We start from the raw sequence: 26,595 nt of genomic DNA on the forward strand, positions 1-26,595 counted from the left end.
ATGTCTGAAGTGACATTTCCAGAGGGATTTTTATGGGGCGGCGCGTTAGCCGCTAATCAGTCGGAGGGGAGCTATCTGGCGGGCGGTAAAGGCTTAACCACGGTGGATATGATCCCGCAGGGCGAACACCGTATGCCGGTCAAACTCGGGCTGGAACCGCGCTTCACCTTGCGTGATGATGAATACTATCCGAGCCATGATGCCATCGATTTTTATCGTCGCTATAAAGATGACATCGCGTTGATGGCGGAAATGGGCTTCACGGTGTTTCGCACGTCCATTGCCTGGAGCCGCATCTACCCGAAAGGTGATGAGTTAACGCCAAATCCTGAAGGTATCGCTTTCTATCGCAGCCTGTTCGAAGAGTGCCAAAAATATGGCATCACGCCGCTGGTGACGTTATGCCATTTTGACGTACCGATGCATTTGGTTACCGAGTACGGTTCATGGCGCAACCGCAAGATGATTGAATTCTTCGCCCGCTATGCCCGCACCTGCTTTGAAGCTTTCAACGGGCTGGTGAAATATTGGCTGACGTTTAACGAGATCAACATTCTGCTGCACAGCCCGTTCTCTGGCGCTGGCCTGGTCTTCGGACCAAAGGATAATCGAGAGCAGGTTAAATACCAGGCGGCGCATCATGAACTGGTCGCCAGTGCGCTGGTGACGAAAATTGCACACGAGATTGACCCCGAAAATCAGGTCGGCTGCATGCTGGCGGGCGGCAATTTCTATCCGTGGTCATGTAACCCTGAAGATGTCTGGGCGGCGATGGAAAAAGATCGCGAGAACCTGTTCTTTATCGATGTGCAGGCGCGCGGTGCTTATCCTTCCTACGCAGCTCGCGTGTTCCGCGAGAAAGGCATTGAGATTGAGTGGCAGGACGGTGATGCAGAACTCCTGCGTCATACCGTGGATTTTGTCTCCTTCAGCTACTATGCGTCGCGCTGTGCCTCAGCCGATATGAACGAGAAAAACAGCAGTGCGGCGAACGTGGTGAAATCGCTGACCAATCCGCACATTCCCCGTAGCGCCTGGGGCTGGGGCATCGATCCCTTAGGCCTGCGCATCACCATGAACATGATGTATGACCGTTATCAAAAGCCGCTATTTTTGGTGGAAAACGGCCTGGGGGCGCGCGATGAAATCGATGCCAACGGCGAGATTCATGACGATTACCGTATCAGCTACCTGAAGCAGCACATCCAGGCAATGGGCGAAGCGATAGCCGATGGCATCCCGGTGATAGGTTACACCACCTGGGGATGCATTGATTTGGTCGCAGCCTCAACGGGCGAGATGAGTAAACGCTACGGCTTTGTTTACGTCGATCGTGATGATCAAGGCAATGGCTCACTGGCACGCACTCGCAAAAAATCTTTCTGGTGGTATAAAAAAGTGATTGCCAGCAATGGCCGCGATTTAAGTGAATAATCTTTGCGATTCACTGCCGGGCGATGTCAGTTCGCCCGGCATGTTTATATAAATACCGCATTAAATTCTCTATTAATGTTTGGATCTGATTATCCTGCCAGAGTAAATAGTCCGCGTTTTCCGCTATTGAACACCTGTACTCTTTTATAAATGCCGATGGTACTATTTACGGGTTGAACCCAGCGGAATAGCGGCATGTTACGTTTTGAACCTCGTCTTCACCCTCGTGAAGTTTTATTTCTGCTTTTGGCTCAGCTTAAAGCCGCGCTGATCTGCATCGGTTCGCTGGCACTGTTGATATTGCCGCTATCCCTGCCTGCTGCTGCGGCGCAAAACCCCGCGACGAAAGATGACAAAGCCAACCGTATTGTCAGCGGTATCATTAGCTTCACCCGCTGGCCGGCGTTGCACGACGCTCCACAGTTGTGTGTGTTCAATTCTGCGCGCCATGTCAATTTTCCTGCCAGCGCCACCGCGACATCGCTGCCCTTTAGCGTGGTCTATCTCAACAGTGAAACCGAGTTAGCCAGCAATCGCTGTGATGCCGTCTATTTCGGCGATCAGTCGCCGCAGCAACAGACCGAATTGCTCAGCCTGGAGAAAGGCCACGCCGTTCTCTCTCTGGCTGAAAATAATACCGATTGCGCCATTGGAGCCGCTTTCTGTCTTATTTTTAATGCCGATCATCCGATGTTTGCCGTAAACCTTGATTCACTGGCTCGCAGTGGCGTTCGCGTGAGTCCGGATGTGTTATTGCTGTCGCGCAAAGGAAGCCAATAAGATGAAATTTGAAAAAATCAAAAATGAAAAATCATCTATCCGCATCAGGCTGCGCAAGATCAGCATCATCAACTCCGCCGTTATCTTGTTGCTGTGCTGGTTGCTGCTGACCTCCACTTCGTTACTTTTCATCAAGCGTTATGAAAAGCGCAACCTGGAGCTGATTGCCGCAACGCTGAGCAACAGCCTGACCGCTGCCACCGTATTTGAAGACAGTTATGACGCCCACAAAAAAATTGCCATGTTGGGCAACGAAGGCATGTTTGCTACGGCGAAACTGGTAACGGACGATCAAACCGTGTTGGTTAACTGGCAAGATCAACAGCAGCAGGATGGCTGGTATGAGAACTTCTTACGCGAATGGATCTACGCGCGCCCGCTGAGCGTCAATATTAATCATGCGGAAAATGTCGTCGGGACGTTGACGCTGGCGGGTACGGTCAAAGGGGCGACGGATTTTATCCGTTACTCAGTGATGATTTTATCCAGCGGTATGCTTTGCGTACTGATTGTTGCCTTTATGCTGAGCGCTTTTCTGCATCGGGGAATTTTGCAGACGCTACGCAATATCACCAGCTCGATTCATTACGTCATCAGCTCGGGTGATTTTTCGCTGCGTATTCCCGAAAGCCCGACCAAAGAGTTTCAGCTGTTTTCGGACGATCTCAACTCGTTGCTCGCAGAGATGCAATCACTACAGGCTTCGTTACTGCGTGATAACCGGTCGTTAGCGGCGAAAGCGTTGGAAGATCCGCTCACCGGACTGGCCAACCGCGCCGCCTTTGTCACGCAGTTAACCCGATTGCTTGATGGCCAATTCGCTCATGAGCGCTTTGTGTTGCTGTTCCTGGATGGCGATCGATTCAAGAGCATCAATGATAACTGGGGACATGCGGCGGGCGATGAGGTGCTGAAAGCCATCGGTTCCCGCCTGCTTGCACTGGCCTATAAACAGGATATGGTCGCGCGCCTCGGCGGTGATGAGTTTGCGATGTTAATAACCAGCCGCGCGACTGAGAAACAGCTGCTGCAACTGACAGAGGAGATCAGGGAAGCCATTGCGCAGAAGATTATGATCGCGGAAGGCACACCGATAACCACCTCGGTCACTATTGGTTACGCCTGGTCGCAGCATGGCGATACGGTGCAATCAATTCTGGAACGTGCAGATATGCATATGTACAAAAACAAAGGGATAAGTAAGGTACGGGTATGAAAATTAAACTCTTTCTGCTGCTGTGTATTCTGGCTTGTGCGGGCTGTCAGTCAAAAGGTCGTTTCTCCGCCGCACAGATTGCGGCGATGCAAAGCGCAGGTTTTACTGAAAATATGGAAGGCTGGGGATTAGGTTTATCCGACAAAATCCTGTTTGGGGTAAATGAGTCTGAACTCACCGCGGCCAGTAAAGCCAATATCGCCAATATGGCGAAAAACCTCTCAGCGACGGGCATTCAGCATGTCCGCATTGACGGTCATACGGATAATTACGGCAAGGCGGATTATAACCAGCAGTTGTCACTGAAACGTGCTGATGCTGTGGCAACACAATGGGCGTTGGGTGCGGATGTACCGCGAACCAACATCACCACCCGAGGTCTGGGCATGAGCGCCCCCATTGCCAGCAATAACAGTGCACAAGGCCGCGCGCAGAATCGCCGTGTGGCGATTGTGATTACCTCGCCTTAATCTCACCCTGGTCGAGCGCATAACGGTATAAGCGCTCGACCGCCAGATTCTTCATTTTCACTTCGCACATAATGTCGAAGTCAGTAAATGATAACGCCCAGTCGTTTAAATCCTGATTAAAGTAGTATTCAGAATGCGCACGCAGTTTGGTTTTTGCCACCGTTAAATCGTGCTGATCCGGGAAGCCATGTTCTGGGATTAATCCTTCCTGCGCAATCGAATAATGTAATACCGGACGCACACCGCGCCACGATTCGATAATTAACGGGATACGCGCATCATCCGCTTTGATAAATTGATTCTCTTTCACCCAGTGATGGTGAATATCCAGCACCACCGGACAGAGATCGCGCGCCTGTAATACATCATCCAGCGAACAAGAGATTTCATCATTTTCAACCGTCAGCATATTGCGTGCTTCAGGAGAGAGGTGCTGAAACGCCGCGCGAAACCCCTCGATGCCTTTTTTGCCGTTCATATGGATATTGATTTTGAAATCCTGGAACTGGCGACCATACCCCATTAACACGGCACACAGTGCATGATACTCCACATCCTCAATCGCCCGATCCACTACCCCTTCATTATCCGAAGCGAGAACGGAATATTGTCCGGGATGGAATGAGAGACGGATGTTGTTTGCGCGCGCTATCTCGCCACACCCGGCAAACAACGGTTTTAAATCGGGCATTAATTCGCTGTAGATGGCGGTGGCCTCTGGCACGGTATACAGCGGCAACAGGTCGCTGCCAATCCGCATCATGCGCATCGCATCCGGCAGTTTTGCCAGTTGCTGCAGCGTGAGGAATTGGTTTTCGAGGTTGTTGGTTGCCAACTGCGCCAGTAAACGCGCTTGTTCCTCGCGATCAAGACTCAGGAAACGCGTACGCGTGGTGATTTTAAACGGAAACGGCTGCTTAGCCTGTGCATCGAAGTACTTACACGCAAAACCCAATTTCATTTCAGTCTCCCTTAGAGCAGGCTGAAAGTGTAGCTTGCTCCAGGGAAAGTGCACGGACAGCGGCAGGGCTGCCGCTGTCCGTGGGCTTATACGCTTGGGAAAGTGATATTGCTGCCCGGTGCTTCGCGATGCAAATGGATAAAGTTCAGGTGACGTTCGTACTGATCGAGAATATCGATAATCACCTGCTCCTTGTTGTAGTCCATCAAATCGTTGCCCTGGCTACCTTCCAGAAGGAATGTCTCCAGACGGTAATAGGTCGATTTACCACTGCGCGCTCGATAGGTAAAGCCCGGCACCGAATACTGCTGCGGCCAGATCTGATACACGAAGTCTTGCTCTTCACCCAGCAGCACGCGCAAATCCAGATAACCTAACGGATGGCCCTCTTCCGGCTCCACGCGGTCCAGTGAAACCCGACCGCCGCGCAACTCCAGTTCTTTCGCTACATCCTGCATTGCCGGGAACAAGACGTTCTCCATCATTTGCTGGGTGTAGCGTGTGCCTGGATAGTTCATCAGACGCGACAGACGTTTCTTCCAGCTCAGGCGATCGTTGCTGGCCGGAATGTACGGTGCCGTTTCACGACTGGCGCTGGCGCGGCGATGGTCTTCCACTTTGAGAGACTTATACAAACCGGCCATCACAAAGAAGATCACAAAGCTGAACGGCAGTCCCATGATCACCGTGGCATTCTGCAGCGCAGAGATACCGTTGGTCATCAACATACCCATGGTCAGAACACCAATCGCCACTGACCAGAAGATACGCAGCCAGTTCGGTGCATCACTGTTGATGTCTTTCAGCTTCGAAGTGAAGTTACCCAACACCAGTGAACCGGAATCCGCTGAGGTGACGTAGAACAGCATGCCGGTAATGGTCGCGACCGAAGCGCTGAACTTAAACGCCGGATACTGCGCCAGCAGGCTGTAGAAGCCACGTTCTGCATGCGCCATCACTTCCTGAGCAAAGCCGGCATCACCGTGGATAATTTCATACAGCGCGGCGTTACCAAAGACCGACAGCCACAAAAGCGTGAAGGTGAACGGAATAATCAGCGTACCGAGCACGAACTCACGGATAGTACGACCGCGTGAAATGCGCGCCAGGAACAAGCCAACAAACGGGGACCAGGCGACCCACCATGCCCAGAAGAACAACGTCCAGCTGTTCATCCACTCTCTTGGCTGTTCAAACGCAAAGGTGTTCAGCGTCATGCCCATAAAGCGGTTGATGTAATCACCGACATTGAGCACCAGTGCATTCAGCAGGAAGTCGGTTTTGCCCATGAACAGCACAAACAGAATCAGCCCCAATGCCAGCGCAACGTTGAGTTCCGACAGAATACGGATGCCTTTATCCACGCCAGAGGTCACGGAAATGGTGGCGATAATCACCGACAGCACAATCAACGCCGCCTGCGCGGTAAAGCCTTCCGGAATATCAAACAACACGTTCAGGCCATAATTGAGCTGAACCACGCCAATCCCTAAGGTGGTGGCGATGCCGAAGATGGTCCCCACTACCGCTGCAATATCCACGGTATGGCCAATCGGCCCGTTAATACGTTTGCCAAAGATTGGATACAGCGCAGAACGGATGGTGAGCGGCAGATTGTAGCGGTAGCTAAAGTACCCCAGCGCGATCCCCATCAGCGCGTACATTGACCAGCCAGTTACGCCGTAGTGGAACAACGTCCACACCATGGCTTGCCGGGCGGCTTCCATGGTTTGTCCGGCGCCTTCAGGCGGTTGCATGTACTGCGTGACCGGTTCGGCCACCGAGAAGAACATCAGATCAATTCCGATACCGGCCGCAAACAGCATCGCTGACCAGCTTAATAAGCTGAATTCTGGTTTGGATTGCTCTGGCCCGAGCTTGATGGCGCCGTAACGTGAACAGGCCATGTAGATAACGAACACGATATACAGCGTCGCGGCCAGCATGTAGTACCAGCCAAATGTAGCGGTAACCCAGTTAACCGCAGTCTGAATTAAGCTGGCAGCCAGCTCGCTGTAAAAAATAGTGACAAGTGAAAATGTCAGAATCAGTCCGGCTGAGGTGTAGAACACCACAGGATTGATTCTGTCTTTTTCACTGGCAGGTGGATTAATCATCGATGACCTCTGGTTAATTTCCTGTAATGACTCAATGGATTAGCGTGACCTGTCTGCCAGGCCTTGTTGTTATCAGTACCCCTGTTGTCCCTCCCTGTAGTGCTTTCTTCTGACGATGAGCCGCATAGCCCGGATCACCGCTGCGCTTTTGTAACAATCGAAGCACAGTATCCTAACAAAATTCTTTTTTATATTGAACGTGCAATCAAAAAAAGTTTAAATAGTCCTCTGACATTGTGGTGGAGCTGGAGTCATGCCAAAGGTGGGAATGCAGCCGATTCGTCGTCGGCAGCTGATTGATGCAACCCTCGATACCATCAACGAAGTGGGTATCAACGACGCAACCATTGCGCAAATTGCGCGCCGGGCTGGCGTCTCAACCGGCATCATCAGCCACTACTTCAAAGACAAGAACGGTTTGCTGGAAGCAACGATGCGCGACATTACGCGTCAATTACGTGATGCCGTGGCTGCCCGCTTGAAACCATTGGCTGGCGCGAAGACCGAAGCGCGCCTGCTGGCAATTGTCGAAGGCAACTTCGATGACACCCAGGTGCACAGCGCAGCAATGAAAGCCTGGCTGGATTTTTGGGCCAGCAGCATGCATCAGCCGCAGCTCGGTCGTTTAGAGCGCGTCAGCAGCCGTCGTTTGTTTTCGACACTGGCTGCCGAGTTTCGTCGTGAGTTGCCACGTGAGCAGGCACGCTTAGCGGCACACGGTTTGGCATCCCTGATTGATGGCCTTTGGCTTCGCGCCGCCTTGAGTGGGAAACCGTTCAATCTGGATGTGGCCAAAACGCTCACCACCCAATTTATCCGTCAGCAACTTGCTGGCGCACTGAATCACTGAGGAAGGAGAAATCATGTCCCGATTCACCGAACAGCAGCTGTATATCGATGGTCAGTTCATTGCGGCGAGCGCAGGTAATACATTCCAGACCATCAACCCGGCCAATGGCGAAGTACTGGCCGAAGTACATGAGGCGGAACAGGCAGATGTTGATCGCGCCGTCGCTGCCGCGCAAAAAGGCCAGAAAGTTTGGGCCGCGATGACCGCCATGGAGCGCTCACGCATTCTGCGCCGTGCCGTCGATATTCTGCGTGAGCGCAACGACGAGTTGGCCGCGCTGGAAACCCTCGACACCGGTAAGCCGCTGAGCGAAACCCAATATGTTGACATCGTGACCGGTGCTGACGTGCTGGAATATTACGCCGGGCTGATCCCGACGCTGGAAGGCCAGCAGATCCCGCTGCGCGACACGGCGTTTGTTTATACCCGCCGTGAACCGCTCGGCGTGGTCGCTGGTATTGGTGCGTGGAACTACCCGATTCAGATCGCTTTGTGGAAATCCGCGCCTGCGCTGGCAGCGGGTAATGCGATGATCTTTAAGCCGAGCGAAGTCACCCCACTTACAGCATTAAAACTGGCAGAAATTTACACCGAAGCGGGCCTGCCTGCCGGCGTATTCAATGTGCTGAACGGTCGTGGCGCGGTCACTGGTCAACTGCTGACTGACCATCCGGGCATCGATAAAGTCTCTTTTACCGGCGGCGTGGCCAGCGGCAAAAAAGTGATGGCGAATGCCGCAGGTTCCACGCTGAAAGAAGTCACTATGGAATTGGGTGGCAAGTCACCGCTGATCGTTTTTGATGATGCCGATCTCGATCTGGCCGCTGACATCGCCATGATGGCCAATTTCTACAGCTCGGGCCAGGTCTGCACCAACGGTACGCGCGTGTTTATCCCGGCTAAATTCCAGGCCACGTTTGAAGCGAAAATCGCTGAGCGTGTTGCACGCATTAAAGCGGGTGATCTCAACGATCCCGACACCAATTTCGGTCCGCTGGTGAGCTTCCCGCATCGTGACAACGTGATGCGCTATATCGAATCCGGTATCAACGAAGGTGCGCGTCTGCTGTGCGGCGGCAAACGCCTGAGCGGTGCCGGGTTTGATAACGGTGCCTGGGTTGAACCGACCGTATTCACCGATTGCCGCGATGAGATGACCATCGTGCGTGAAGAGATCTTCGGGCCGGTGATGTCGATTCTGACTTACGAAAGCGAAGAAGAAGTGGTACGTCGCGCCAATGCCACCGATTTCGGTCTGGCTGCGGGCGTAGTCACGCAAGACCTGAACCGCGCACACCGCGTGATTCACCAGATCGAAGCGGGTATCTGCTGGATCAACACCTGGGGTGAATCTGCCGCCGAAATGCCGGTGGGAGGTTACAAGCACTCCGGTATTGGCCGTGAAAATGGCCTGATGACCTTGCAAAACTACACCCAGGTGAAGTCGGTGCAGGTCGAGTTATCTCGTTTTCAGTCCGTATTTTAATTGAGCTTTAACCTGAGGAGCGACTAATGGAATTTGATTACATCATTATCGGAGCCGGATCCGCAGGGAACGTTTTGGCAACAAGACTGACCGAAGACAGCAGCGTGAATGTGCTGCTTTTAGAAGCGGGTGGCCCTGACTACCGCTTCGATTTCCGCACGCAGATGCCAGCCGCGCTGGCTTATCCGTTGCAGGGCAAACGCTATAACTGGGCGTATGAAACCGAGCCTGAGCCACATATGAATAACCGCCGCATGGAGTGCGGACGCGGTAAAGGTCTGGGCGGATCATCGCTGATCAATGGTATGTGCTATATCCGCGGCAACGCGATGGATCTCGATAACTGGGCTCAGCAGCCTGGGCTGGAAAGCTGGAGCTACCTGAACTGCCTGCCCTACTATCGCAAGTCAGAAACCCGCGATATTGGCGCCAATGATTATCACGGCGGCGAAGGCCCGGTCAGCATCACCACCTGTAAGCCTGATAATAATCCGCTGTTTGCTGCGATGATCGAAGCCGGTGTTGAAGCAGGTTATCCGCGCACGGAAGATTTGAACGGCTACCAGCAGGAAGGCTTCGGTCCAATGGATCGCTTCGTCACGCCGAAAGGTCGTCGATCCAGCACCGCGCGCGGCTATCTCGATACCGCCAAAGTTCGTCCGAACCTGAAAATCGTTACCCATGCCACCACCGATCGCATCCTGTTTGAAGGCAAGCGCGCGGTGGGCGTGGAATATTTGCAGGGATCGGGCAACACGCCACATCAGGTGCATGCGCGACGTGAAGTGTTGCTGTGCGCCGGTGCCATCGCCTCGCCGCAGATTCTGCAACGTTCTGGCGTGGGCGCTGCTGCACTGCTGAACAAATTCGACATTCCGGTGGTACATGATCTGCCGGGCGTCGGCGAAAACCTGCAGGATCACCTCGAAATGTACCTGCAGTACGAGTGCAAAGAACCGGTGTCACTCTATCCGTCGTTGAAATGGTGGAACCAGCCGAAAATCGGTGCAGAGTGGCTGTTCAACGGCACTGGCGTCGGTGCCAGCAACCACTTTGAAGGTGGTGGCTTTATCCGCAGCCGCGAAGAGTTTACCTGGCCGAACATTCAGTATCACTTCCTGCCAGTAGCGATTAACTACAACGGCTCTAACGCCGTTGAAGCGCACGGTTTCCAGTGTCACGTAGGTTCAATGCGTTCACCGAGCCGTGGGCATGTGCAGATTAAATCGCGCGATCCGCGTCGTGATCCGGCTATTTTGTTCAACTACATGGCGCATGAACAGGACTGGCAGGAATTTCGTGATGCGATTCGTATTACGCGCCAGATCATCAATCAGCCCGCGCTGGATAAGTATCGCGGCAAAGAAATCAGTCCAGGCCTCGATTGCCAGACTGATGAACAGTTGGATGAGTTTGTGCGAAACCATGCGGAAACCGCCTATCACCCCTGCGGCACCTGCAAAATGGGCAGCGATAGCATGGCGGTGGTTGATGGTGAAGGTCGTGTGCATGGATTGCAGGCGTTGCGCGTGGTAGATGCGTCAATTATGCCGCTGATCATCACTGGCAACCTGAATGCCACCACTATTATGATCGGTGAAAAGATCGCGGATAACATTCGTGGACGTCAGCCGTTGCCGCGCAGCGAAGCAGATTATTTCGTCGCTGGCGATCTGCCGGTGCGTGGTGAGCCGAAGCGCGCCTAACCGTATATATCAGGGTGGCTCTCGTCACCCTGCTCTTCTTTGGCTAGCTTTACAGATAAGCCATAATCAGCCGCTGTAACTCAAGCTTAATGTCATCTGAGCCCAGTTGATCACGTCTTGCGGCATCATGCACCCCCTTTTACAACTTAAAGCAGGGAGGTTCGTCATATTCTGCAGTGACTGACGCTCCCTTCTTTCCTGTAGACTGATGACGCACAATAGCCGGCATTTAGCGTATTGATGCAGCTTTAAAGTATGTTGTAACTAGTAACGTGTTCTTTTTACGCCTTGTGGTAAAACTCATTCCCAATCAATCGCCTGTAAAAATCGTTCAAGAATGGCATTATGGCTGCGCCCTTTGCGTGTCACCACGGCGATCTTACTGGTGAAGTGGAAACGTTCCGGTGCGATGGCGTGCATCATCTTTTTCTCCACCCACTGTGCGGCATAATGGTCAGGCAAGAAACCGATAAAGCGGCCGGTGAGAATCAAAAAGGCAATGCCTTCGCGGTCGGTTGCCGTGGCATTGCAATTGAGTTTCTGGTGCATGGCAATCGCTTCTGCCGTCATGCGAAAAGCGGGTGCGATGGCATCACATCCCTTCAGTTGCGCTTCATCTGGCTCGAGGGAAAACAACGCATGGGTGTTGCTACAGTAAAGCTGCGACCGCTCATCATATAACGGCATGTAATCCAGGCCGGAAATCGGCGAAGTGACTGGCAGCGCACCGACGTGCAAGCGACCATCCATCAGCCCTCTTTCAATCTCTGCGGCCGTCATCATGCTGATATTCAGCCGAATATCCGGACCTATCTCATGCAGTTTCTCCAGCGCATGGGTAATTTTCATGCGTGGTTGCGTGACCAGATTATTGATAATCCCGATATTCAAATCCCCGCGCAGCTGCTTATGCATCTGATTAACCTGCAGGCGAAACTGCTCGATAGCCGCCATCATACTTTCGCTGTGTCGCAGGATCTCACGCCCTTCTTCGGTCAAGGCAAAACCCGCCCGTCCGCGTTGACACAATCGCATGCCAAGTCGCTTTTCAAGATCGCCCATGTGCAGGCTAATGGCCGATCGCGTCATGCCCAACAAACTTTCTGCTGCAGAGAAGCTGCCGCTCTCATTCACAGTTTTAAACAGGCGCAATAATTTGAGATCAAAGTCGGTGACCTGCGCGAGCGATTTGCTTTTCATATAGGTGAGTAAATCAATAACTGAAGATGAATTAATAGGGATTTAACTTAACTAACCGTTAAATGCAAACTCTTCATACACCTGTCTGGAGAAACATCATGTCTGATGCTGTCAACACTACCGATCTCAATCTGCAAGCGCACTGGATGCCGTTTACTGCCAACCGGAATTTCCAGCGCGATCCCCGTATCATTGTCGGCGCTCAAGGCCGCTGGCTGACTAATGATAAAGGACGGCAGATTTTTGATAGCCTTTCCGGTTTATGGACCTGTGGCGCGGGCCACTGCCGCAGTGAAATCCAGCAGGCGGTGGCGAAACAACTGGGTACGCTCGATTATTCGCCCGGCTTCCAGTACGGCCATCCGCTGTCATTTCAGCTGGCAGACAAGATTGCCCAGCATATGCCGGGTGATCTAAACCATGTGTTCTTCACCGGATCGGGCTCGGAATCAGCAGACACGGCGGTGAAGATGGCGCGCGCATACTGGCGCATCAAAGGCCAGCCGGCGAAAACCAAATTTATCGGACGCGCGCGAGGTTACCACGGCGTAAATATCGCCGGAACCAGCCTGGGCGGCATTGGCGGCAATCGTAAGATGTTCGGTCAGTTTATGGACGTTGACCATATTCCACACACGCTGCAAACCGATCTGCCCTTCACTGCTGGCCAGGCCGAAACCGGCGGTGTGGCCTTGGCTAATGAGATGCTGAAACTGATTGAGCTGCATGATGCTTCTAACATCGCCGCCCTGATTGTTGAGCCTCTTTCCGGCTCTGCGGGGGCGATTATCCCACCGGTAGGCTATCTGCAACGCTTGCGTGAAATCTGCACCCAGCACGATATTTTACTGATCTTCGATGAGGTCATTACCGGTTTTGGCCGCATGGGCCGCTGGAGCGGCGCTGAGTATTTTGGCGTCATGCCCGATATTCTCAATTTCGCCAAGCAGATCACCAATGGCGCGGTGCCGCTGGGTGGCGTGGTCGCCAGCAGCGAAATCTACAACACCTTTATGGCGCAAAAACTGCCAGAACACGCGGTTGAATTTGCTCACGGCTACACCTACTCTGCCCATCCGGTGGCCTGTGCGGCGGGCCTGGCGACGCTGGAGTTACTGGAACATGACGCGCTGATTGCGCAATCCGCCGAGCTGGCACCGCATTTTGCCCATGCACTGCATGCGCTGCGTGATTGCCCGAACGTCATCGATATCCGCAACTGCGGTCTGGTGGGTGCCATCCAGCTTGCTCCGCGCGACGGCGATGCCACCATTCGACCGTTTGATGCGGGCATGGCACTATGGAAAGCTGGTTTTTATGTGCGCTTCGGTGCCGATACGCTGCAGTTTGGCCCGATGTTCAATACACAGCCTGCCGAGTTGGATCGCTTGTTTGACGCTGTAGGTGAGACGTTGCATCACATAGCGTGAGGAAAATGAGTTGATTGGTCATACTTAACAACATCTTCTTCATACTCTCTGCCGATTCTTCTGATTCAATACCTTTTTGCATTCAGTCTGGATCGGCCATGCTCCGTCGCCACTTTCTTACCGGTTTACTGCTCTCCCCCTTAGTCGCACGCAGCGGCTTTAGTCTGGCCGCTTCCGCGGCAAAACCCGCACAGGTATTGCCCTTGTGGCCAAAACAACCGCCTGGTGGCGGTGGACCTTTAGGGGCGATGACGTTTAGTGCCAAAGGCGCGCAGCGGAATATTGCCATGCCGACGCTCACCGTCTTCAAGCCTGTTCAGCCGAAGGGACGCGCTGTACTGATTGCGGCTGGCGGCGGCTATACGCGTATCGAAATGGGCAAAGAAGCCTGGCCCGCTGCCGCGTGGCTGGCGGCTCAAGGCTACACAGCGTATGTGCTGAGTTATCGCCTGCCGCAGGAAGGCTGGAAAGATGGTGCGTTAGTGTCACTTCAGGATGCACAGCGCGCACTGCGTATCGTGCGCCACCGTGAGAACAATGTCAGCGTATTGGGCTTTTCGGCTGGCGGGCACCTGCTGGGAATGGCGGCGAACCGCGCGGATTTTCATGCTTATCAGGCCAGTGATGCGTTGGACAATCTCCCCGCGACGGTCGATCGTGCCGCGCTGATCTATCCCATTATCACGCTAGAGCCGCCTTACACGCACACCTCCACGCATAAAGTGTTGGTCGGGAAAGACGCATCACTCAGCGCGGATACCGCCTGGTCGGTTCAATCCTACGTTAATCCGCAATCACCGCCGTTTTTCCTGGTTCAGGCCGAAGACGATCCTGTTTCCGATCCGCACAATACTTTGATCATGGCTGCCGCGTGTAAGGAACAGCATGTGCCGGTTGAGATGCATCGCTATCCCAGCGGGGGGCATGGTTTTGGATTGGGTAAGCCCGGCACACAAACGACTGAGTGGCCGGGGCATTATCTGCAATGGTTAAACGCTTAACGCGGCGGAAGGTTGAGCCAGGCCCGCCAGCAACGTCTCCGAACTGGCCACCGCACCAAAAATACCGCCCTGCATGTGAATCATGCTCAGTGCCGCTTCGTGGTGTTTTAGCTCGGTCGCGGCGCAGCAATCGGACAGCACCAGACATTCGAAGCCGCGATCGTTGGCTTCGCGCAGCGTGGTATGCACACAGACATCGGTGGTAATACCCGAGATGATAAGATTACGCATCCCCCGACTGCGCAGGATCAGTTCAAGATCGGTGGCATAAAAAGAGCCTTTGCCTGGCTTATCAATGATGGTTTCACCCGCCAGTGGCGCCAGCTCCGGGATAATTTCCCAGCCCGGCTCACCGCGCACCAAAATGCGACCACAGGGACCCGGCGCACCAATTTCCGCCTGCATCCGCTTTGAACGCCAGCGTTTATTGGCCGGCAAATCACTCAGGTCAGGACGATGGCCTTCACGCGTATGGATGATCGGGAAGCCTAACTCCCGCATGCGTGCCAGCACGCGCTGCAAAGGCGCTATCGGAGCGCGGGTCAGTGCGATGTCATACCCCATGCTCTCGACGTAGCCGCCCTTGCCACAAAAATCGGTCTGCATATCGATAATGATCAGTGCGGTATCCGCAGGCGTACACCGCCCATCAAAGGGCCAGGGATAAGGTGTTGAATCAATGGTGAATTCAGGCATTTTTCTGCTCCATCAGGCTCGCTGCGTTTTCACGTTTCAGTTTGACAATCAAAGTGTAACTGGCAGCAGCCGTCACCAGGCCAATCACCGCTTCACCAAACTGCGGGAATTCAATGTGGGCAATCACCGCACACAAGCTGCCAACCGCCCAGGCGGCAAAAGCGCTACCGCGCAGACGACAGGTTTTGCGCTGCTCGCTGATTTTTGCCATGAAGATCAGGTCAACGATCATGACCGCACCAAACGGCGGTACCACGATGCCGAGCAAACTCAGCCATTCGAGGAAGTAGGACCACACGCCCGCCAGCGCCAGCGCTCCGCCGATCGCCCCGAGAATCAACGTCCAGACTCGCATCTTGCTGCTGAACAGATGGCTGAAGCCAACGGCGCCGTTGTACAAACAATGGGTACAAACAGAGCCGAGGTTAATGAAAACAAACAGGAAAGCGATGATGGAGAGTAACGTGCCATGGTTCATCAGCATTGGCAGGAAATTACCGCCATTATTGACCGGATCAATCGCCGCGCCCACCGCTACAATCACCACACCGAACAGATATGAGATGACGTTCGCCATAGGAAAGGCGGAAAACGCGGCGATAACTGCTGATTTGCCGTCTTTCGACCAGCGGGTAAAATCCGCGGTCATGGTGCCCGAATCGGCGAATCCTGCCACCACCATGGTCACCGCCGTTCCCATGCTCATGGCGCCGACTGCACCAGTACTGCCTTTGAACTGAGTGATGGTGCTGAAATCGTGATCCTGCCCAATCAACCACAGTGCGACCAAACCGAGCACCACAAACAACGGTGCGGCAATCATGCCCAGGATCGACAACGCACGCACGCCGAGGAAGGTGACGCCGGTATACAGCACCATGGCGATAGCGGTCACCGCGAGTGCGTTCCAGCCAAAGGTTTGGTTAATGACTGTACCAGTTAAACCCGTTTGAAACGCATACCAGCCAATCACGACGGTCGAGAGAAAACCGGAAACGAGGATATAGCCTTTAGTGCCAAAGGTACGCTTTGCCTGCAGGGCGAAGTTCATCCCGGTGTTACCTGCAAACCAACTCAGTGCGCCAACATAAGCGAACAGCACCAGATTGCCGAGCAGGATGGCAATCAGCGCGGGCCAGAAACCCAAATGCCAGGTAATAATGCCACCAAACAACGCGTTGGTAAGGATCATCGGGAAACCGAACCAGACAGCTGATACCGACCGCGTCGAGTGACGGTGACTTAAAGGTACCGGTTCGTGTTCAAATTCCTGCTCCAGCGCAGGGGAGGATTTGTTACTCATGGGCAACTCCGATTAAGTCAGGATAAAGGTGATTCCACGGTTGGATGCGCTCGAAAGCGGCACTTGCCGCCAGCACCAGGCCATCGTCCAGATGACGACCCACGATTTGCAGACCAATCGGCAAGCCACTGGCGGTGAAGCCCGCAGGGATTGAGGCCGCCGGTTGGCCAGTGAAATTGAAGGGATAACAGAACGACAACCAATGATCGCTGCGCACCATGCGCCCATCGATGATTTCCGGTCCCTGCATATTGAGCGGGAACGGCGGCACTGCCAGCGTTGGCGTCAACAGCAAGTCGTAACGCTGCATAAATCGCCACAGCTGATTGCAGATCTTCTTGCGTGCGGTATTGGCGTCGGTAAAGTGTTCAGCGCGCCATTCGCGTTGCAGCATGGCGCTCAGATGAGGTGACATGCGTGAGCCCAGTTCGCTTTGCATCTGACGCATGCCTGTGAGATCGCTTTCAAAGGCCACCAGCGCGGCAAAGGTGGCGCCTTCATCGGCAATCCCTGGATCAACCTCTTCTAATTCCGCCCCCAGTTCACGGGCGAAATGTCGAGCGGCCTTAGTGACAACGTCACGCACCTCTTTATCGACGGCGATGTAGCCAAAATCGGCACTAAACGCAATGCGCAGCCCGTTTAAGGGTTTTTCCAGAGAAGAAATCCAGTTCACGTCGCTGCAGGGAATGGAGTGACGATCGCGCATATCCGGGCCTGCCATCACTGACATCATCAGTGCGCTGTCTCGCACCGTGCGTGTCATGGGGCCAATATGCTCCAGTGATTCCCAGCTAGAGACGCCGGGAAAGCGTTCATCGCGGCAGCCAGGCCATAACGGCACCCGCCCCATCGAGGCCTTGAATCCATAAACGCCGCAGTGCGCCGCTGGAATACGTACCGATCCGCCGCCGTCACTGCCCAATGCCATCGGGCAAAGGCGAGCGGCGAGCGCCGCGCCGGATCCGGCACTGGAACCGCCGGGCGTTTTGCTCAAATCCCAGGGATTGCGCGGTGAAGGAAACAGCGGATTGTGCCCAACGCCGCTATAACCAAACTCGGGCGCAGTGGTTTTCCCCAGCAGCACAGCATCAGCAGCCAGCAGGCGCTCGACGGTGATGTCGTCATCTTCAGGAATGAAATCGGCATAGGCTGCCGAACCGGAGGTGGTTTTCACACCCGCCGTGCAAATGAGATCCTTTACCGCCAATGGCACACCCGCAAAAGCCCCCAGCGCTTCACCGCGTGCACGCTTCGCATCCACCACTGATGCCTGCTGTAACGCCAATTCGGGTGATGCCGTACAAAAAGCCCGAATCAGTGGTTCGCGTTTTTCCATACGATCCAACGCGGCTTGCGTCAATTCGCGGGCAGACACTTCGCCATTGCGGATCAACGCTGCCAATGTAGTAGCATCCTCATCCAGTAAAGCCTCAAACATGATTCATCTCCCGATTTGGTCACTTAACGGGATTAATGCAGTTTGCGTGCCAGAAGGTGCCAACAATCAGCGGCGAGGAGATAACGCCTGATGGGATACGGACTTGGATACAAGATCGAATACTTATGTTTCGTTTTAATGCATTCGGTTTAACAGGAAGCACAAAAATAGCGCAGCAATGCGCCATTTTGGTCATCACCGATGCAGGCTGCTTTCAGCGTTGCTAAATGTCACTGGATGGATAAAACATCATCGGAAAATACAGCGCCACGTCATGCTGTTGTAACCTGCGTATTATTCGATTTTTAATTCAGTAAACATTTCATAAACGACATCACGAATAGGATAATACTTATCACGGCTAAAATGAGAAATGTGTCAGGGTGTGCGAGGTTAAGTCAGGTCTCATTTCCCATTATTTTATCTGAGGGCGAACGGGTGAATTATTTCGATGTATCCATTCTGGCCGTAATACAGGGGTTGGCAGAGTTACTGCCGGTTTCCAGCTCTGCACACGTCATTATGACGGAGAAACTCCTGGGGCTGGACCCTGCGGCCCCCGATATGACACTGTTGCTGGTGATGCTGCATACCGGCACGATGTTCGCGGTGATTGTTTACTTCTGGAATAACTGGCGGGAGACCTATTTCAGTTCGGGCCGTGCATTTAATAAGAATGTATTTTTAATTATTCTCGCCACCGCAGTGACCGGCGTAGTGGGTTTGGCGCTGATGAAGCTGATTAAATATTTCTTTGCCGCAAACGCCGACACGTTTGAAATAGAGTCGTTGTTTAGTAATAGTAAAATAATCGCCAGTGGTCTCGCTGCCGCAGGCTTATTAATTATCCTCTCTTCACGCCTGAAAGAAAAAGATCGCGGCGAACTTTCGCCCTTAAGCGCTGCAGGTATTGGTTTCGTTCAGGGTTTATGCCTGCCATTTCGCGGTTTTTCTCGTTCTGGCGCCACGATTTCTACCGGTCTTTCATTGGGTGTGGCCCGTAAACGTGCGGAAGAATTTAGTTTTGCGTTAGCCGTGGTGCTGACACCGGCGGTGATCGTTAAAGAGGGCCTGCGTGCTTTCAGTTCAGGCTCTGCTGGTACGGTCGCAGTGAGCAGCGGCGTGCTTCTGCCCAGCCTGGTGGGCATGATACTGAGTTTTGTCGCCGGACTTCTGGCGCTACGCTGGCTTTCCCGCTGGCTGGAGCATGATCGCTGGCATCTGTTCGGTGGCTATTGCTTGTGCGCTGCGGCACTGATTGGTTGGTTGGGCTGACTCGCGGATTGAGCTTCTCTGAACCTCAGCAGTGAAATCATTGGCATGCTGCTTGCAGGTTGTCTATACAGGTAGGTAACCTCGAATGACAGACAGGGATAAAGATGAAGCTCAATCCAGAACAACTGCGCGCAAAAGCGAGACGCACACTGCCCCATTTCGCTTTCGACTATATTGATGGTGGCGCAGAGGGGGAAGTGACGCTCAATCACAATAGGGCTATCTTTCAACAGTGGCGATTTTTACCCTCAGTATTACGCGATTCCAGTCAGCGGAATATCGGTGTTGCCCTTGGCCGCACGCAGTTGGCTGCCCCCCTTCTTGTTGCTCCCACTGGCTATAACGGCATGCTGAGAAATCAATCCGATCTCATGCTCGCCCGCGCTGCGGCTCAGGCGGGCATTGGCCATATTCAGAGCACCGTTTCAACCGCTTCTATTGAGGATATACAAGCGACTGGTCATCAGGAACGTTGGTTTCAACTTTACGTCCTTAAAGATAAGCAAGTAACTGAGAATTTGATCAGTCGCGCCAAAGACGCAGGCTGTACTGCTTTGGTGGTGTCCGTTGATGCGGTGCATTTTGGTCATCGTGAGCGCGATAAGCAGCACTATCGACGGCCCATGAAACTCTCATTCCCGGCACTCTGTGACGTGGCGATGAAACCGGGCTGGGTGCTGCGCACTCTGGTGCCACACGGTATGCCGGGCTTCGGCAATCTTAAGCCTTACCTGCCCGCTGAACAGCAGCAAGGAGCCGGCGGTGCCACTTACTTCGCTCAGCAAATGGATCAGACCCTGAGCTGGGAAACGCTGGCGTGGATTCGTTCACTGTGGGACGGCGCGTTGTATGTGAAAGGCATCATGACCGTTGACGATGCCCTCATGGCGCAAAAAATCGGTGCTCAAGGCATTGTCCTGTCGAATCATGGCGGCAGACAACTGGATGGCACCGCCAGCCCGATGTCTGTGCTTGCCAGCGTGCGTGCGGCGGTCGGTGATGAATTTATCATTCTGATCGACAGCGGTTTCCGCCGCGGCACCGATGTGATTAAAGCGCTGATCCTCGGGGCTAATGCCGTATTGATTGGACGGCCCTTATTGTATGCGGTGGCCGCAGGTGGCGAAGCACTGGCGAACGAGGTGATCACTGCGCTGGTTCAGGAAGTTGACCGCACGCTGGCCCAATTAGGCTGCAACACCCTTGCAGACCTGCGGCAAGAGATGCTGCAGATCAGATAGAGGCCAGATATCCCCCATCGACATACAGAATCTGCCCGGTGATATATCGGGCAGCCTCCGAGCTAAGAAAAACCACACTGCCGGCCAGATCGTCGAATTCACCAAATCGACCAAGCGGGATTTTTTTCTGCATCGCGTCGCGCCACGCGTCATCCTGATAAAACACCTGAGTCATTTCCGTTTCGAAGTAGCCGGGACCGATGCCATTCACGCGGATGTTATGCGCCGCCCATTCCGCGCTCAGCGTGCGCGTCATCCCCGCCAATCCTGACTTGGAGCTGGCATAGGCAACGGCGCCGGGCACGCCCACACAGGTGGTCAGCGAGCACACATTAATGATCGCACCGCCGGATGCCGCAGAAACCATGTTTTTCGCCACCGCCTGAGCACAAAAAAATGCGCCCTTGAGGTTAGTGCCAACAATGGTATCCCACAACGCTTCATCCACTTCGAGCGAAGGGCGAATCTGTTCGGTGCCTGCATTGTTAATCAAAATATCCACCCGCCCCGCAGCGGCTAGCGTCTGTTGGATGCTTTCAACCTGAGTGACATCCAGAATCAGTCCCTGTGCCTCTACGCCAGAGGCGCGCAACTGCGCCACCGCGGCTTTTAGTGTAACCGCATCACGACCGGTGATCGTCACACGCGCACCGGCCTGAGCCAACGCCTGTGCCAGCGCATAACCAATGCCACGTGTCCCGCCCGTGACCAATGCGTTTTTACCTTGTAAGGAAAATGACGTCATGACACTCATAATTTGATTACCGTTTTCAGGAAGGCCGATTTGCCCTCAATCAGCGTCTGATAGGTTTCAGGCACATCATCCAGCTGCACCGGTGGCGCGATAAGCCTTGTTAAGTCGTCCGCCAGCAAGGCCATGATATCCAGTGCCGCCTGCTGTTCATGCTGGAAGACACTGCAACCCACCAGCGTGATCTCCCGCTCCACTAAAGCATTCAGATCAATGCCGTCCGTATGGTGAAATATTCCGACCATCGCAATGCGACCACCCGAAGTTATCCCTGCGATCAGCTGCGAGAGTGCGGCAGGAAATCCTGAGGCTTCAACACCCAAGGCATATTTTTGGGGCGTGGACAGCGGCACGACAGAAGCGATCAATTTATAGCGCTGCGCATTCGGTTCGATTAACTGCACCTGACATTTTTTCAAGCGATGCAGAAGTAACGCTGTCAAACCTCCGATGGTTCCGCCGCCCGTGACACACACAGCATCACCTTCTGCGGGATTGAGTTGATTCACCACTCGCAACGCCACGCCTAGCGGTTCACTCAATACCGCTATCTCATCAGGAATCGCATCGGGTACCGCCAGCAAACTACTTAGCGGCAACGCCACCTGTTCAGCAAAACCACCGTCAAACACTTCTCCAACAAAGCCCAGGGACTCGCACAGGTTCATTGCGCCCGACGAACAAAATGCGCAATGGCCGCAATACACGCGCGAATCAGCCACCACGCGCATGCCTGGCTGGAAGCGATCGCTTTCGCCGTTGATTTCACTAATGACGCCGAATAGTTCATGTCCCGGTGTTACCGGAAGATGAGCAATCCACTTTCCAGTTTTGAAATTATGTAAATCGGAGCCACAGATTCCTGCTGAGTGCACGTTGATACTGGCCCATCCGGCGGGCAAATCGGGTGAGGAGCGCTCTTCAACAGTGACCTGACCAATACCTTTGAGGCGTACCGCTTTCATCTCAGTTCTCCGTGATCAGGCTGTTGATCCAGTGGGTGAATTCATCCTCTCCGCCGCACGCCAGCATCACGGCAACCGAGAAGCCAATCGCTGAGCTTGTCGGATTATGGTTACTGGATGAGCCGGCACGTAAATTCATCACCAGCGTCGGACAGCAGAACAACGCCAGCCGCATAATCTGTTGCCAGTTGCCGGGCAGCCAGCCTTTCTCCTGCAGGGCTGCAAGCAAAGGCTTCCAGTAAAGCTCTCCTTTACTGGTCAGAAATGCGCGGCGTAGCGGGCTGAGTTGCCAGTCATGTTCAACAATCAGCGTGTTGCCATCGCACCGCACATTGACCTGATAGCGGGCGGCGGCATCGTCAGGTTCATACAACCAGCACGGATGCGCATAAATGTTATGGAACGTGGCTTTAATTTCAGCCAGTAAAGCGGGAATATTGCTGCCCGCAAAAGCAGGGTCGAAACTCACCAGTTCAGGTTCACCGTGCTGCGTTTCGTACCATACGTTGGCATTGTGTGCATCACCATGTGCCACCACGACACCGTGAGACGCCAGCGCAGCAGGTTTCAACACTTCTCCCGCAGCCAGGAACAGCTGGTGAAGAGTCTGGGGATATAACACGCCGTTGACCTGCCAATGCATCTGGCTCAGAGTTTCCCAATCGAGCTGCACCTCACCCAGCGTGAAGCGCTGCCTAATATAGAACTGCGCTACTCGTCCACCCAAGTCATCCGGATCACCCTCGGAAACCAGTCGATTCCAGAACAATTGATGAATAGATTCAGCTGCCACTTCTGCCGCCGTTGCCATACGCAACGTGGGCAGCGTGTGAGCGAGAATATCGCTATCGGCGCGACGCTGAGCCTCAATAATCGCTGCTGATTGCTTCCAGTCCGCTGTGGATTCCACTGCACGGCACACATCCGCCAGACGCTGATCGTTGCGTAAGCTGTACAGCAGAATTTGTCGCCCCGGTTCACCGCAGGTGTAAACCGGCACATCGACAGCGAAGCCATGCTCACGCAGCAGTTCAGCGCGGTAATACTCATCAATGGTGTGCTCTTCCCCTTCTTCGTGATGGAATTTGAAAAACAGCGTGCGCCCATCCGCGAGCAGCACGCGACCATTTAAAGAGTTCAGGCTGTATTGATCGCGGTTGATCTGCAGGCTGATCGCCTCGATCCCGGTGACATCTGCGATCAACTGCTGAAGTTTCTCGCTGGCACGTTCCCACTGGTTTTCTTTGGTTAAACGACGCGCTTCTGCCGCAAGTGGAGGACGCAGGCGATCATTCATCGCGCCCACCTTTCAGTAAGGTCTGTCGGATATCTGACACCGCCAATGCATGGCCGGGGAACCCTTCATATTCCGCAAAGCGTTTGGCTTTAGGAGCCAATTCCTGATAGCCCCGGCTGGTGACATAAGCGATAGACATACGCTTCATATAGTCAAACACCGAGAGCGGTCCTGCGGTTTTCGCCGCCCCGTTGGTTGGTAACACCGCATTAGGCCCGAGCACGAAGTTACCCAGCACAATCGGCGAATGCTCTCCCAGCAGAATTTCACCCGCATTGCGGATTTTCATCATCACATCCATCGGTTCGTGTGCCAGCACTTCGAGATGTTCCGGGGCGTACGCGTTGACGAATTCAATCGCCGTGGCGAAGTCTTTGGTGAGGATCACGCCACCGTGGTCGCCACAGAGTACGCGCTGGGAGAAATCTGCCCTTTTTTCACCGATCTGCTGCCAGTAGCCCGGTAGCGCGGCGATGGCCTCTTCCGCCACGCGACGGCTGGACGTCACCAGATAAGCCGAGCTATCCGGGCCGTGTTCGGATTCAATTATCAGATCGAGCGCCGCCAATGCCCCATTCACCGAATCATCCGCTAAGATCAGGCTTTCGCTAGGACCCGCAGGCACACCGGGATCGATCAAATGCGCAAGCTGACGTTTGGCCGCTACCACCCAGGGACTGCCGGGGCCGACAATCTTCAAACATTTCGGAATGGATTCGGTGCCGAACGCCACTGCCGCCACCCCTTGTGCACCGCCACATTTATAAACGTGCTCAATCCCCACCAGTCGCGCAGCAACCAGCGTCGCATCATCCACAGTGCCATCCGGGCCTGGGGGCGTAATCACAATGGGCAGCGGCACACCGGCGACAATGGCGGGAATGGTTGTCATCAGCAACACGCTGGGAAATGAGCCCTTACCGCGCGGGACATAGCAGGCTACGGCATCAATCGGAACATGGCGATCACCGGCAAAAGCGCCAGGACGCATCTCTTTCCACCACATCTCCTCGGGCTTCTGTGCTTCATGGAACGCTCGGATATTCTCCACCGCGAAACGGATCGCGTCGATCACCTGCGGATCAACGCGTTCGAATGCCGCATCGAACTCCTGTTCGTCAGCCTTGATGGTAAAGGTTTCTGGCTGCACGCCATCGAATTCACGGGCAAAGCGAATTAACGCCTGATCCCCTTCAGTTCTGACTGCTTCAATAATCGGCTTCACCTTCTCGGCAAAACTCGACAGGTCAGATTCGGTGCGTTTGAATAGCTGCTCAGGTAATACGTCAGACGTTGACAGATCATGAAATGAAACGGCCATAGTAAATCCTCAATATTGTCAGTGCGTGAATTCGTGTTGGTGAATGCGGCTCAGCACCTGATGCTGCAGCTCGATAAATTCAGGTACGCGATTGATCCCCTCATGACGGGGGCGCGGTAAGTTCACCGCGAAAGTGGTATCGATTTTTCCTGGGCCCATCACCACAATGCGGTCCGACAGCCTGACGGCTTCTTCAATATCGTGCGTAACAAACATCACCGTCAGGCGATGCTTTTCCCAAATCTCAATCAGTAACTGCTGCATCTGGTGACGCGTCATGGCATCCAGCGCGCCAAAAGGCTCATCCATTAACAGAATTTTGGGGCGATACGAGAGCGCTCGGGCGATGGCCACACGCTGCTTCATCCCTCCCGAGAGTTCACTGGGCCAGCGATCGGCGGCATCACCCAGTTTCACCAGTTCCAGATGCTGCTGCGCGATTTCCCGGCACTGGCTGGCTGGTGTGCCTGCGGCTTTCAGGGCAAATTCAATATTGCCGCGCGCCGTCAGCCACGGCAGCAAAGTGTAAGATTGAAACACTACGCCGCGGTCCAGTCCTGGGCCGGGAATCGGTTGCCCATCCACCAGCACATCGCCGCTGTCAAAATCGTCCAGACCGGCCGCAATCGATAGCAATGTACTTTTGCCGCAGCCGGAAGCCCCAACAATCGAGACAAACTCGTTGTCGTTGAGCGTCAGGTCGATACCGTGCAACACGCGGCGTCGGGATTTGCCCTGTGCGAAGCTCTTCTCCAGTTGATTTATTGTTAAGCTCGCCATCAGGAACGTCTCCGGTTGTAGCGGAATAACACACGCTCAGCGGCGCGCATGATTTGGTCGGTAATCAGGCCTAGCAGCCCTAATAACAGGATGTAGCCAATAATAGTGTCGGTCTGGAAATAGCGTTGCGAGACCACAATGCGATAGCCCAGACCCGAAGTTGAAGCCACCAATTCGGCCAGCACTAACCATGTCCATGCCCAACCGAGGCTGATGCGCAATGCATCCCAAATTGCGGGTAAAGCTGAGGGAATGACAATTCGCAGTAAGATTTTGCGATCGGATAAGCCAAGGGTACGACCCAGCCCGACGAAATCAGGTGGCACGCGTTTGATGGCATCGATCATCATCAGCACCTGCTGAAAGAAGGTACCAATCCAGATCACGAGGAATTTCTGAATATCGTCAGTACCCGTCCATAAAATGGTGAGAGGGACAAACGCCACCACCGGCATATAGCGAATAAAATCGACCAGAGGTTCAACTATGGCTTTAAACAAACCGTAGCAACCCGCCAGAACACCAATGAAAATGGCCATCGCCGAAGAGATAGCGAACGCAATCACCATGCGATACAGGCTGCTGGCAATATCACTTTGCAAAGTGCCGTTCTGTGCCAGCGTCACCATCTGATGCCAGACGCGCTCAATGCCAGGCAGAAAAATAGGCTTGATGGCCCCTGAGGAGGTGGCCAGCCACCAGGCCAGAATCAGACACACGAAAACCAGAATCGCGATAGTTAAAAATTGCGCCCTCGTTGGCTCTTTACCAATGGTTAATAGGTGACTCCGACGGCGTTTTTTCTTCGCCTGCCGATTAACCCGCTGCAACTCAACTGAACTCATGCCCCCTCCTGTTTTCATGCCTCTCCGCT

At 53.9% G+C, this 26,595-nt stretch carries 23 protein-coding genes; 11 read left to right on the forward strand and 12 right to left on the reverse strand.

What is annotated here, in order from left to right; translation table 11 throughout:
• The 4 genes from AC6I8L_RS22400 (at window position 1) to yfiB (ending at window position 3,900) form a co-directional block, all read left to right on the forward strand.
• On the forward strand, window positions 1-1,434 hold the full coding sequence (locus AC6I8L_RS22400; RefSeq protein ID WP_480344116.1) for a 6-phospho-beta-glucosidase: 1,434 nt from the start codon (window positions 1-3) through the stop codon (window positions 1,432-1,434).
• Between the two features lie 195 nt (window positions 1,435-1,629).
• Window positions 1,630-2,214, forward strand: coding sequence for a regulatory sequestration protein YfiR (yfiR, locus tag AC6I8L_RS22405; RefSeq protein WP_058961350.1), 585 nt, complete (start codon window positions 1,630-1,632; stop codon window positions 2,212-2,214).
• Window position 2,215: 1 nt separating this feature from the next.
• Window positions 2,216-3,430 (forward strand): diguanylate cyclase DgcN/YfiN, encoded by a 1,215-nt coding sequence (gene dgcN / locus AC6I8L_RS22410; RefSeq protein WP_058961349.1) that lies wholly within the window; start codon window positions 2,216-2,218, stop codon window positions 3,428-3,430.
• Window positions 3,427-3,900: an outer membrane lipoprotein YfiB gene (yfiB, locus tag AC6I8L_RS22415; RefSeq protein ID WP_058961348.1), complete on the forward strand. Its 474-nt coding sequence runs from the start codon at window positions 3,427-3,429 to the stop codon at window positions 3,898-3,900. The genes dgcN and yfiB overlap by 4 nt, the downstream gene beginning before the upstream one ends.
• Here the strand turns inward: yfiB and uvsE are convergent.
• Window positions 3,887-4,861 (reverse strand): UV DNA damage repair endonuclease UvsE, encoded by a 975-nt coding sequence (gene uvsE, locus AC6I8L_RS22420; RefSeq protein WP_058961347.1) that lies wholly within the window; start codon window positions 4,859-4,861, stop codon window positions 3,887-3,889. The genes yfiB and uvsE overlap by 14 nt on opposite strands.
• Window positions 4,862-4,947: 86 nt before the next feature.
• The gene (locus AC6I8L_RS22425) at window positions 4,948-6,978 is read right to left on the reverse strand and encodes a choline transporter (protein ID WP_058961346.1); all 2,031 of its coding nucleotides are present in this window, start codon (window positions 6,976-6,978) and stop codon (window positions 4,948-4,950) included.
• 253 nt (window positions 6,979-7,231) lie between these two features.
• Here AC6I8L_RS22425 and betI point away from each other — a divergent pair, with 253 nt between their 5' ends.
• From betI to betA, 3 genes are read left to right on the forward strand one after another with little or no spacing between them, the layout of a single operon-like run.
• On the forward strand, window positions 7,232-7,828 hold the full coding sequence (gene betI / locus AC6I8L_RS22430; RefSeq protein ID WP_058961345.1) for a transcriptional regulator BetI: 597 nt from the start codon (window positions 7,232-7,234) through the stop codon (window positions 7,826-7,828).
• Window positions 7,829-7,841: 13 nt separating this feature from the next.
• A complete protein-coding gene (gene betB, locus AC6I8L_RS22435) occupies window positions 7,842-9,314 on the forward strand; it encodes a betaine-aldehyde dehydrogenase (RefSeq protein ID WP_058961344.1) in 1,473 nt (490 codons plus the stop codon).
• Between the two features lie 26 nt (window positions 9,315-9,340).
• Window positions 9,341-11,020, forward strand: a complete 1,680-nt coding sequence (gene betA, locus AC6I8L_RS22440) for a choline dehydrogenase (RefSeq protein WP_058961343.1) — start codon at window positions 9,341-9,343, stop codon at window positions 11,018-11,020.
• 300 nt (window positions 11,021-11,320) lie between these two features.
• On the opposite strand, the gene AC6I8L_RS22445 is transcribed toward betA, so the two are convergent.
• Window positions 11,321-12,220: a LysR family transcriptional regulator gene (locus tag AC6I8L_RS22445; RefSeq protein ID WP_058961342.1), complete on the reverse strand. Its 900-nt coding sequence runs from the start codon at window positions 12,218-12,220 to the stop codon at window positions 11,321-11,323.
• A 98-nt stretch (window positions 12,221-12,318) separates the two neighbouring features.
• Between AC6I8L_RS22445 and aptA the strand changes: the two genes are divergently transcribed.
• Window positions 12,319-13,650, forward strand: coding sequence for an omega-aminotransferase AptA (gene aptA / locus AC6I8L_RS22450; protein WP_058961341.1), 1,332 nt, complete (start codon window positions 12,319-12,321; stop codon window positions 13,648-13,650).
• A 98-nt stretch (window positions 13,651-13,748) separates the two neighbouring features.
• On the forward strand, window positions 13,749-14,651 hold the full coding sequence (locus AC6I8L_RS22455) for an alpha/beta hydrolase (protein WP_058961340.1): 903 nt from the start codon (window positions 13,749-13,751) through the stop codon (window positions 14,649-14,651).
• Here AC6I8L_RS22455 and biuH read toward each other — a convergent pair.
• The 3 genes from biuH to AC6I8L_RS22470 are packed head-to-tail and all read right to left on the reverse strand — an operon-like array spanning window position 14,640 to window position 18,091.
• Window positions 14,640-15,347 carry a biuret amidohydrolase gene (biuH, locus tag AC6I8L_RS22460; protein WP_058961339.1) on the reverse strand — a complete coding sequence of 236 codons (708 nt, stop codon included), beginning with the start codon at window positions 15,345-15,347 and terminating at the stop codon, window positions 14,640-14,642. The two genes, AC6I8L_RS22455 and biuH, sit on opposite strands and share 12 nt — an antisense overlap.
• Window positions 15,340-16,650, reverse strand: a complete 1,311-nt coding sequence (locus AC6I8L_RS22465) for a purine-cytosine permease family protein (protein ID WP_058961338.1) — start codon at window positions 16,648-16,650, stop codon at window positions 15,340-15,342. The genes biuH and AC6I8L_RS22465 overlap by 8 nt, the downstream gene beginning before the upstream one ends.
• On the reverse strand, window positions 16,643-18,091 hold the full coding sequence (locus AC6I8L_RS22470; protein WP_058961337.1) for an amidase: 1,449 nt from the start codon (window positions 18,089-18,091) through the stop codon (window positions 16,643-16,645). The genes AC6I8L_RS22465 and AC6I8L_RS22470 overlap by 8 nt, the downstream gene beginning before the upstream one ends.
• 438 nt (window positions 18,092-18,529) lie before the next feature.
• Between AC6I8L_RS22470 and AC6I8L_RS22475 the strand changes: the two genes are divergently transcribed.
• Together AC6I8L_RS22475 and AC6I8L_RS22480 are read left to right on the forward strand one after the other, a co-directional pair.
• A complete protein-coding gene (locus AC6I8L_RS22475; RefSeq protein ID WP_058961336.1) occupies window positions 18,530-19,366 on the forward strand; it encodes an undecaprenyl-diphosphate phosphatase in 837 nt (278 codons plus the stop codon).
• Window positions 19,367-19,470: 104 nt separating this feature from the next.
• Window positions 19,471-20,607: an alpha-hydroxy acid oxidase gene (locus tag AC6I8L_RS22480; protein WP_058961335.1), complete on the forward strand. Its 1,137-nt coding sequence runs from the start codon at window positions 19,471-19,473 to the stop codon at window positions 20,605-20,607.
• Here the strand turns inward: AC6I8L_RS22480 and AC6I8L_RS22485 are convergent.
• From AC6I8L_RS22485 to AC6I8L_RS22510, 6 genes are read right to left on the reverse strand one after another with little or no spacing between them, the layout of a single operon-like run.
• A complete protein-coding gene (locus tag AC6I8L_RS22485) occupies window positions 20,600-21,361 on the reverse strand; it encodes an SDR family NAD(P)-dependent oxidoreductase (RefSeq protein ID WP_097119118.1) in 762 nt (253 codons plus the stop codon). The genes AC6I8L_RS22480 and AC6I8L_RS22485 overlap by 8 nt on opposite strands.
• Window positions 21,358-22,323, reverse strand: a complete 966-nt coding sequence (locus AC6I8L_RS22490; RefSeq protein ID WP_058961334.1) for a zinc-dependent alcohol dehydrogenase — start codon at window positions 22,321-22,323, stop codon at window positions 21,358-21,360. Before AC6I8L_RS22490 ends, AC6I8L_RS22485 begins: the two co-directional genes overlap by 4 nt.
• A gap of 1 nt (window position 22,324) precedes the next feature.
• The gene (locus AC6I8L_RS22495; protein WP_058961333.1) at window positions 22,325-23,620 is read right to left on the reverse strand and encodes a hypothetical protein; all 1,296 of its coding nucleotides are present in this window, start codon (window positions 23,618-23,620) and stop codon (window positions 22,325-22,327) included.
• The gene (gene hisD, locus AC6I8L_RS22500; RefSeq protein WP_058961332.1) at window positions 23,613-24,941 is read right to left on the reverse strand and encodes a histidinol dehydrogenase; all 1,329 of its coding nucleotides are present in this window, start codon (window positions 24,939-24,941) and stop codon (window positions 23,613-23,615) included. The genes AC6I8L_RS22495 and hisD overlap by 8 nt, the downstream gene beginning before the upstream one ends.
• Before the next feature lie 18 nt (window positions 24,942-24,959).
• The gene (locus tag AC6I8L_RS22505) at window positions 24,960-25,721 is read right to left on the reverse strand and encodes an ABC transporter ATP-binding protein (RefSeq protein WP_058961331.1); all 762 of its coding nucleotides are present in this window, start codon (window positions 25,719-25,721) and stop codon (window positions 24,960-24,962) included.
• A complete protein-coding gene (locus AC6I8L_RS22510) occupies window positions 25,721-26,566 on the reverse strand; it encodes an ABC transporter permease (RefSeq protein WP_058961330.1) in 846 nt (281 codons plus the stop codon). Before AC6I8L_RS22510 ends, AC6I8L_RS22505 begins: the two co-directional genes overlap by 1 nt.
• Window positions 26,567-26,595 lie beyond the last annotated feature (29 nt).

The sequence above is a fragment of the Type-E symbiont of Plautia stali genome, assembly GCF_059731115.1.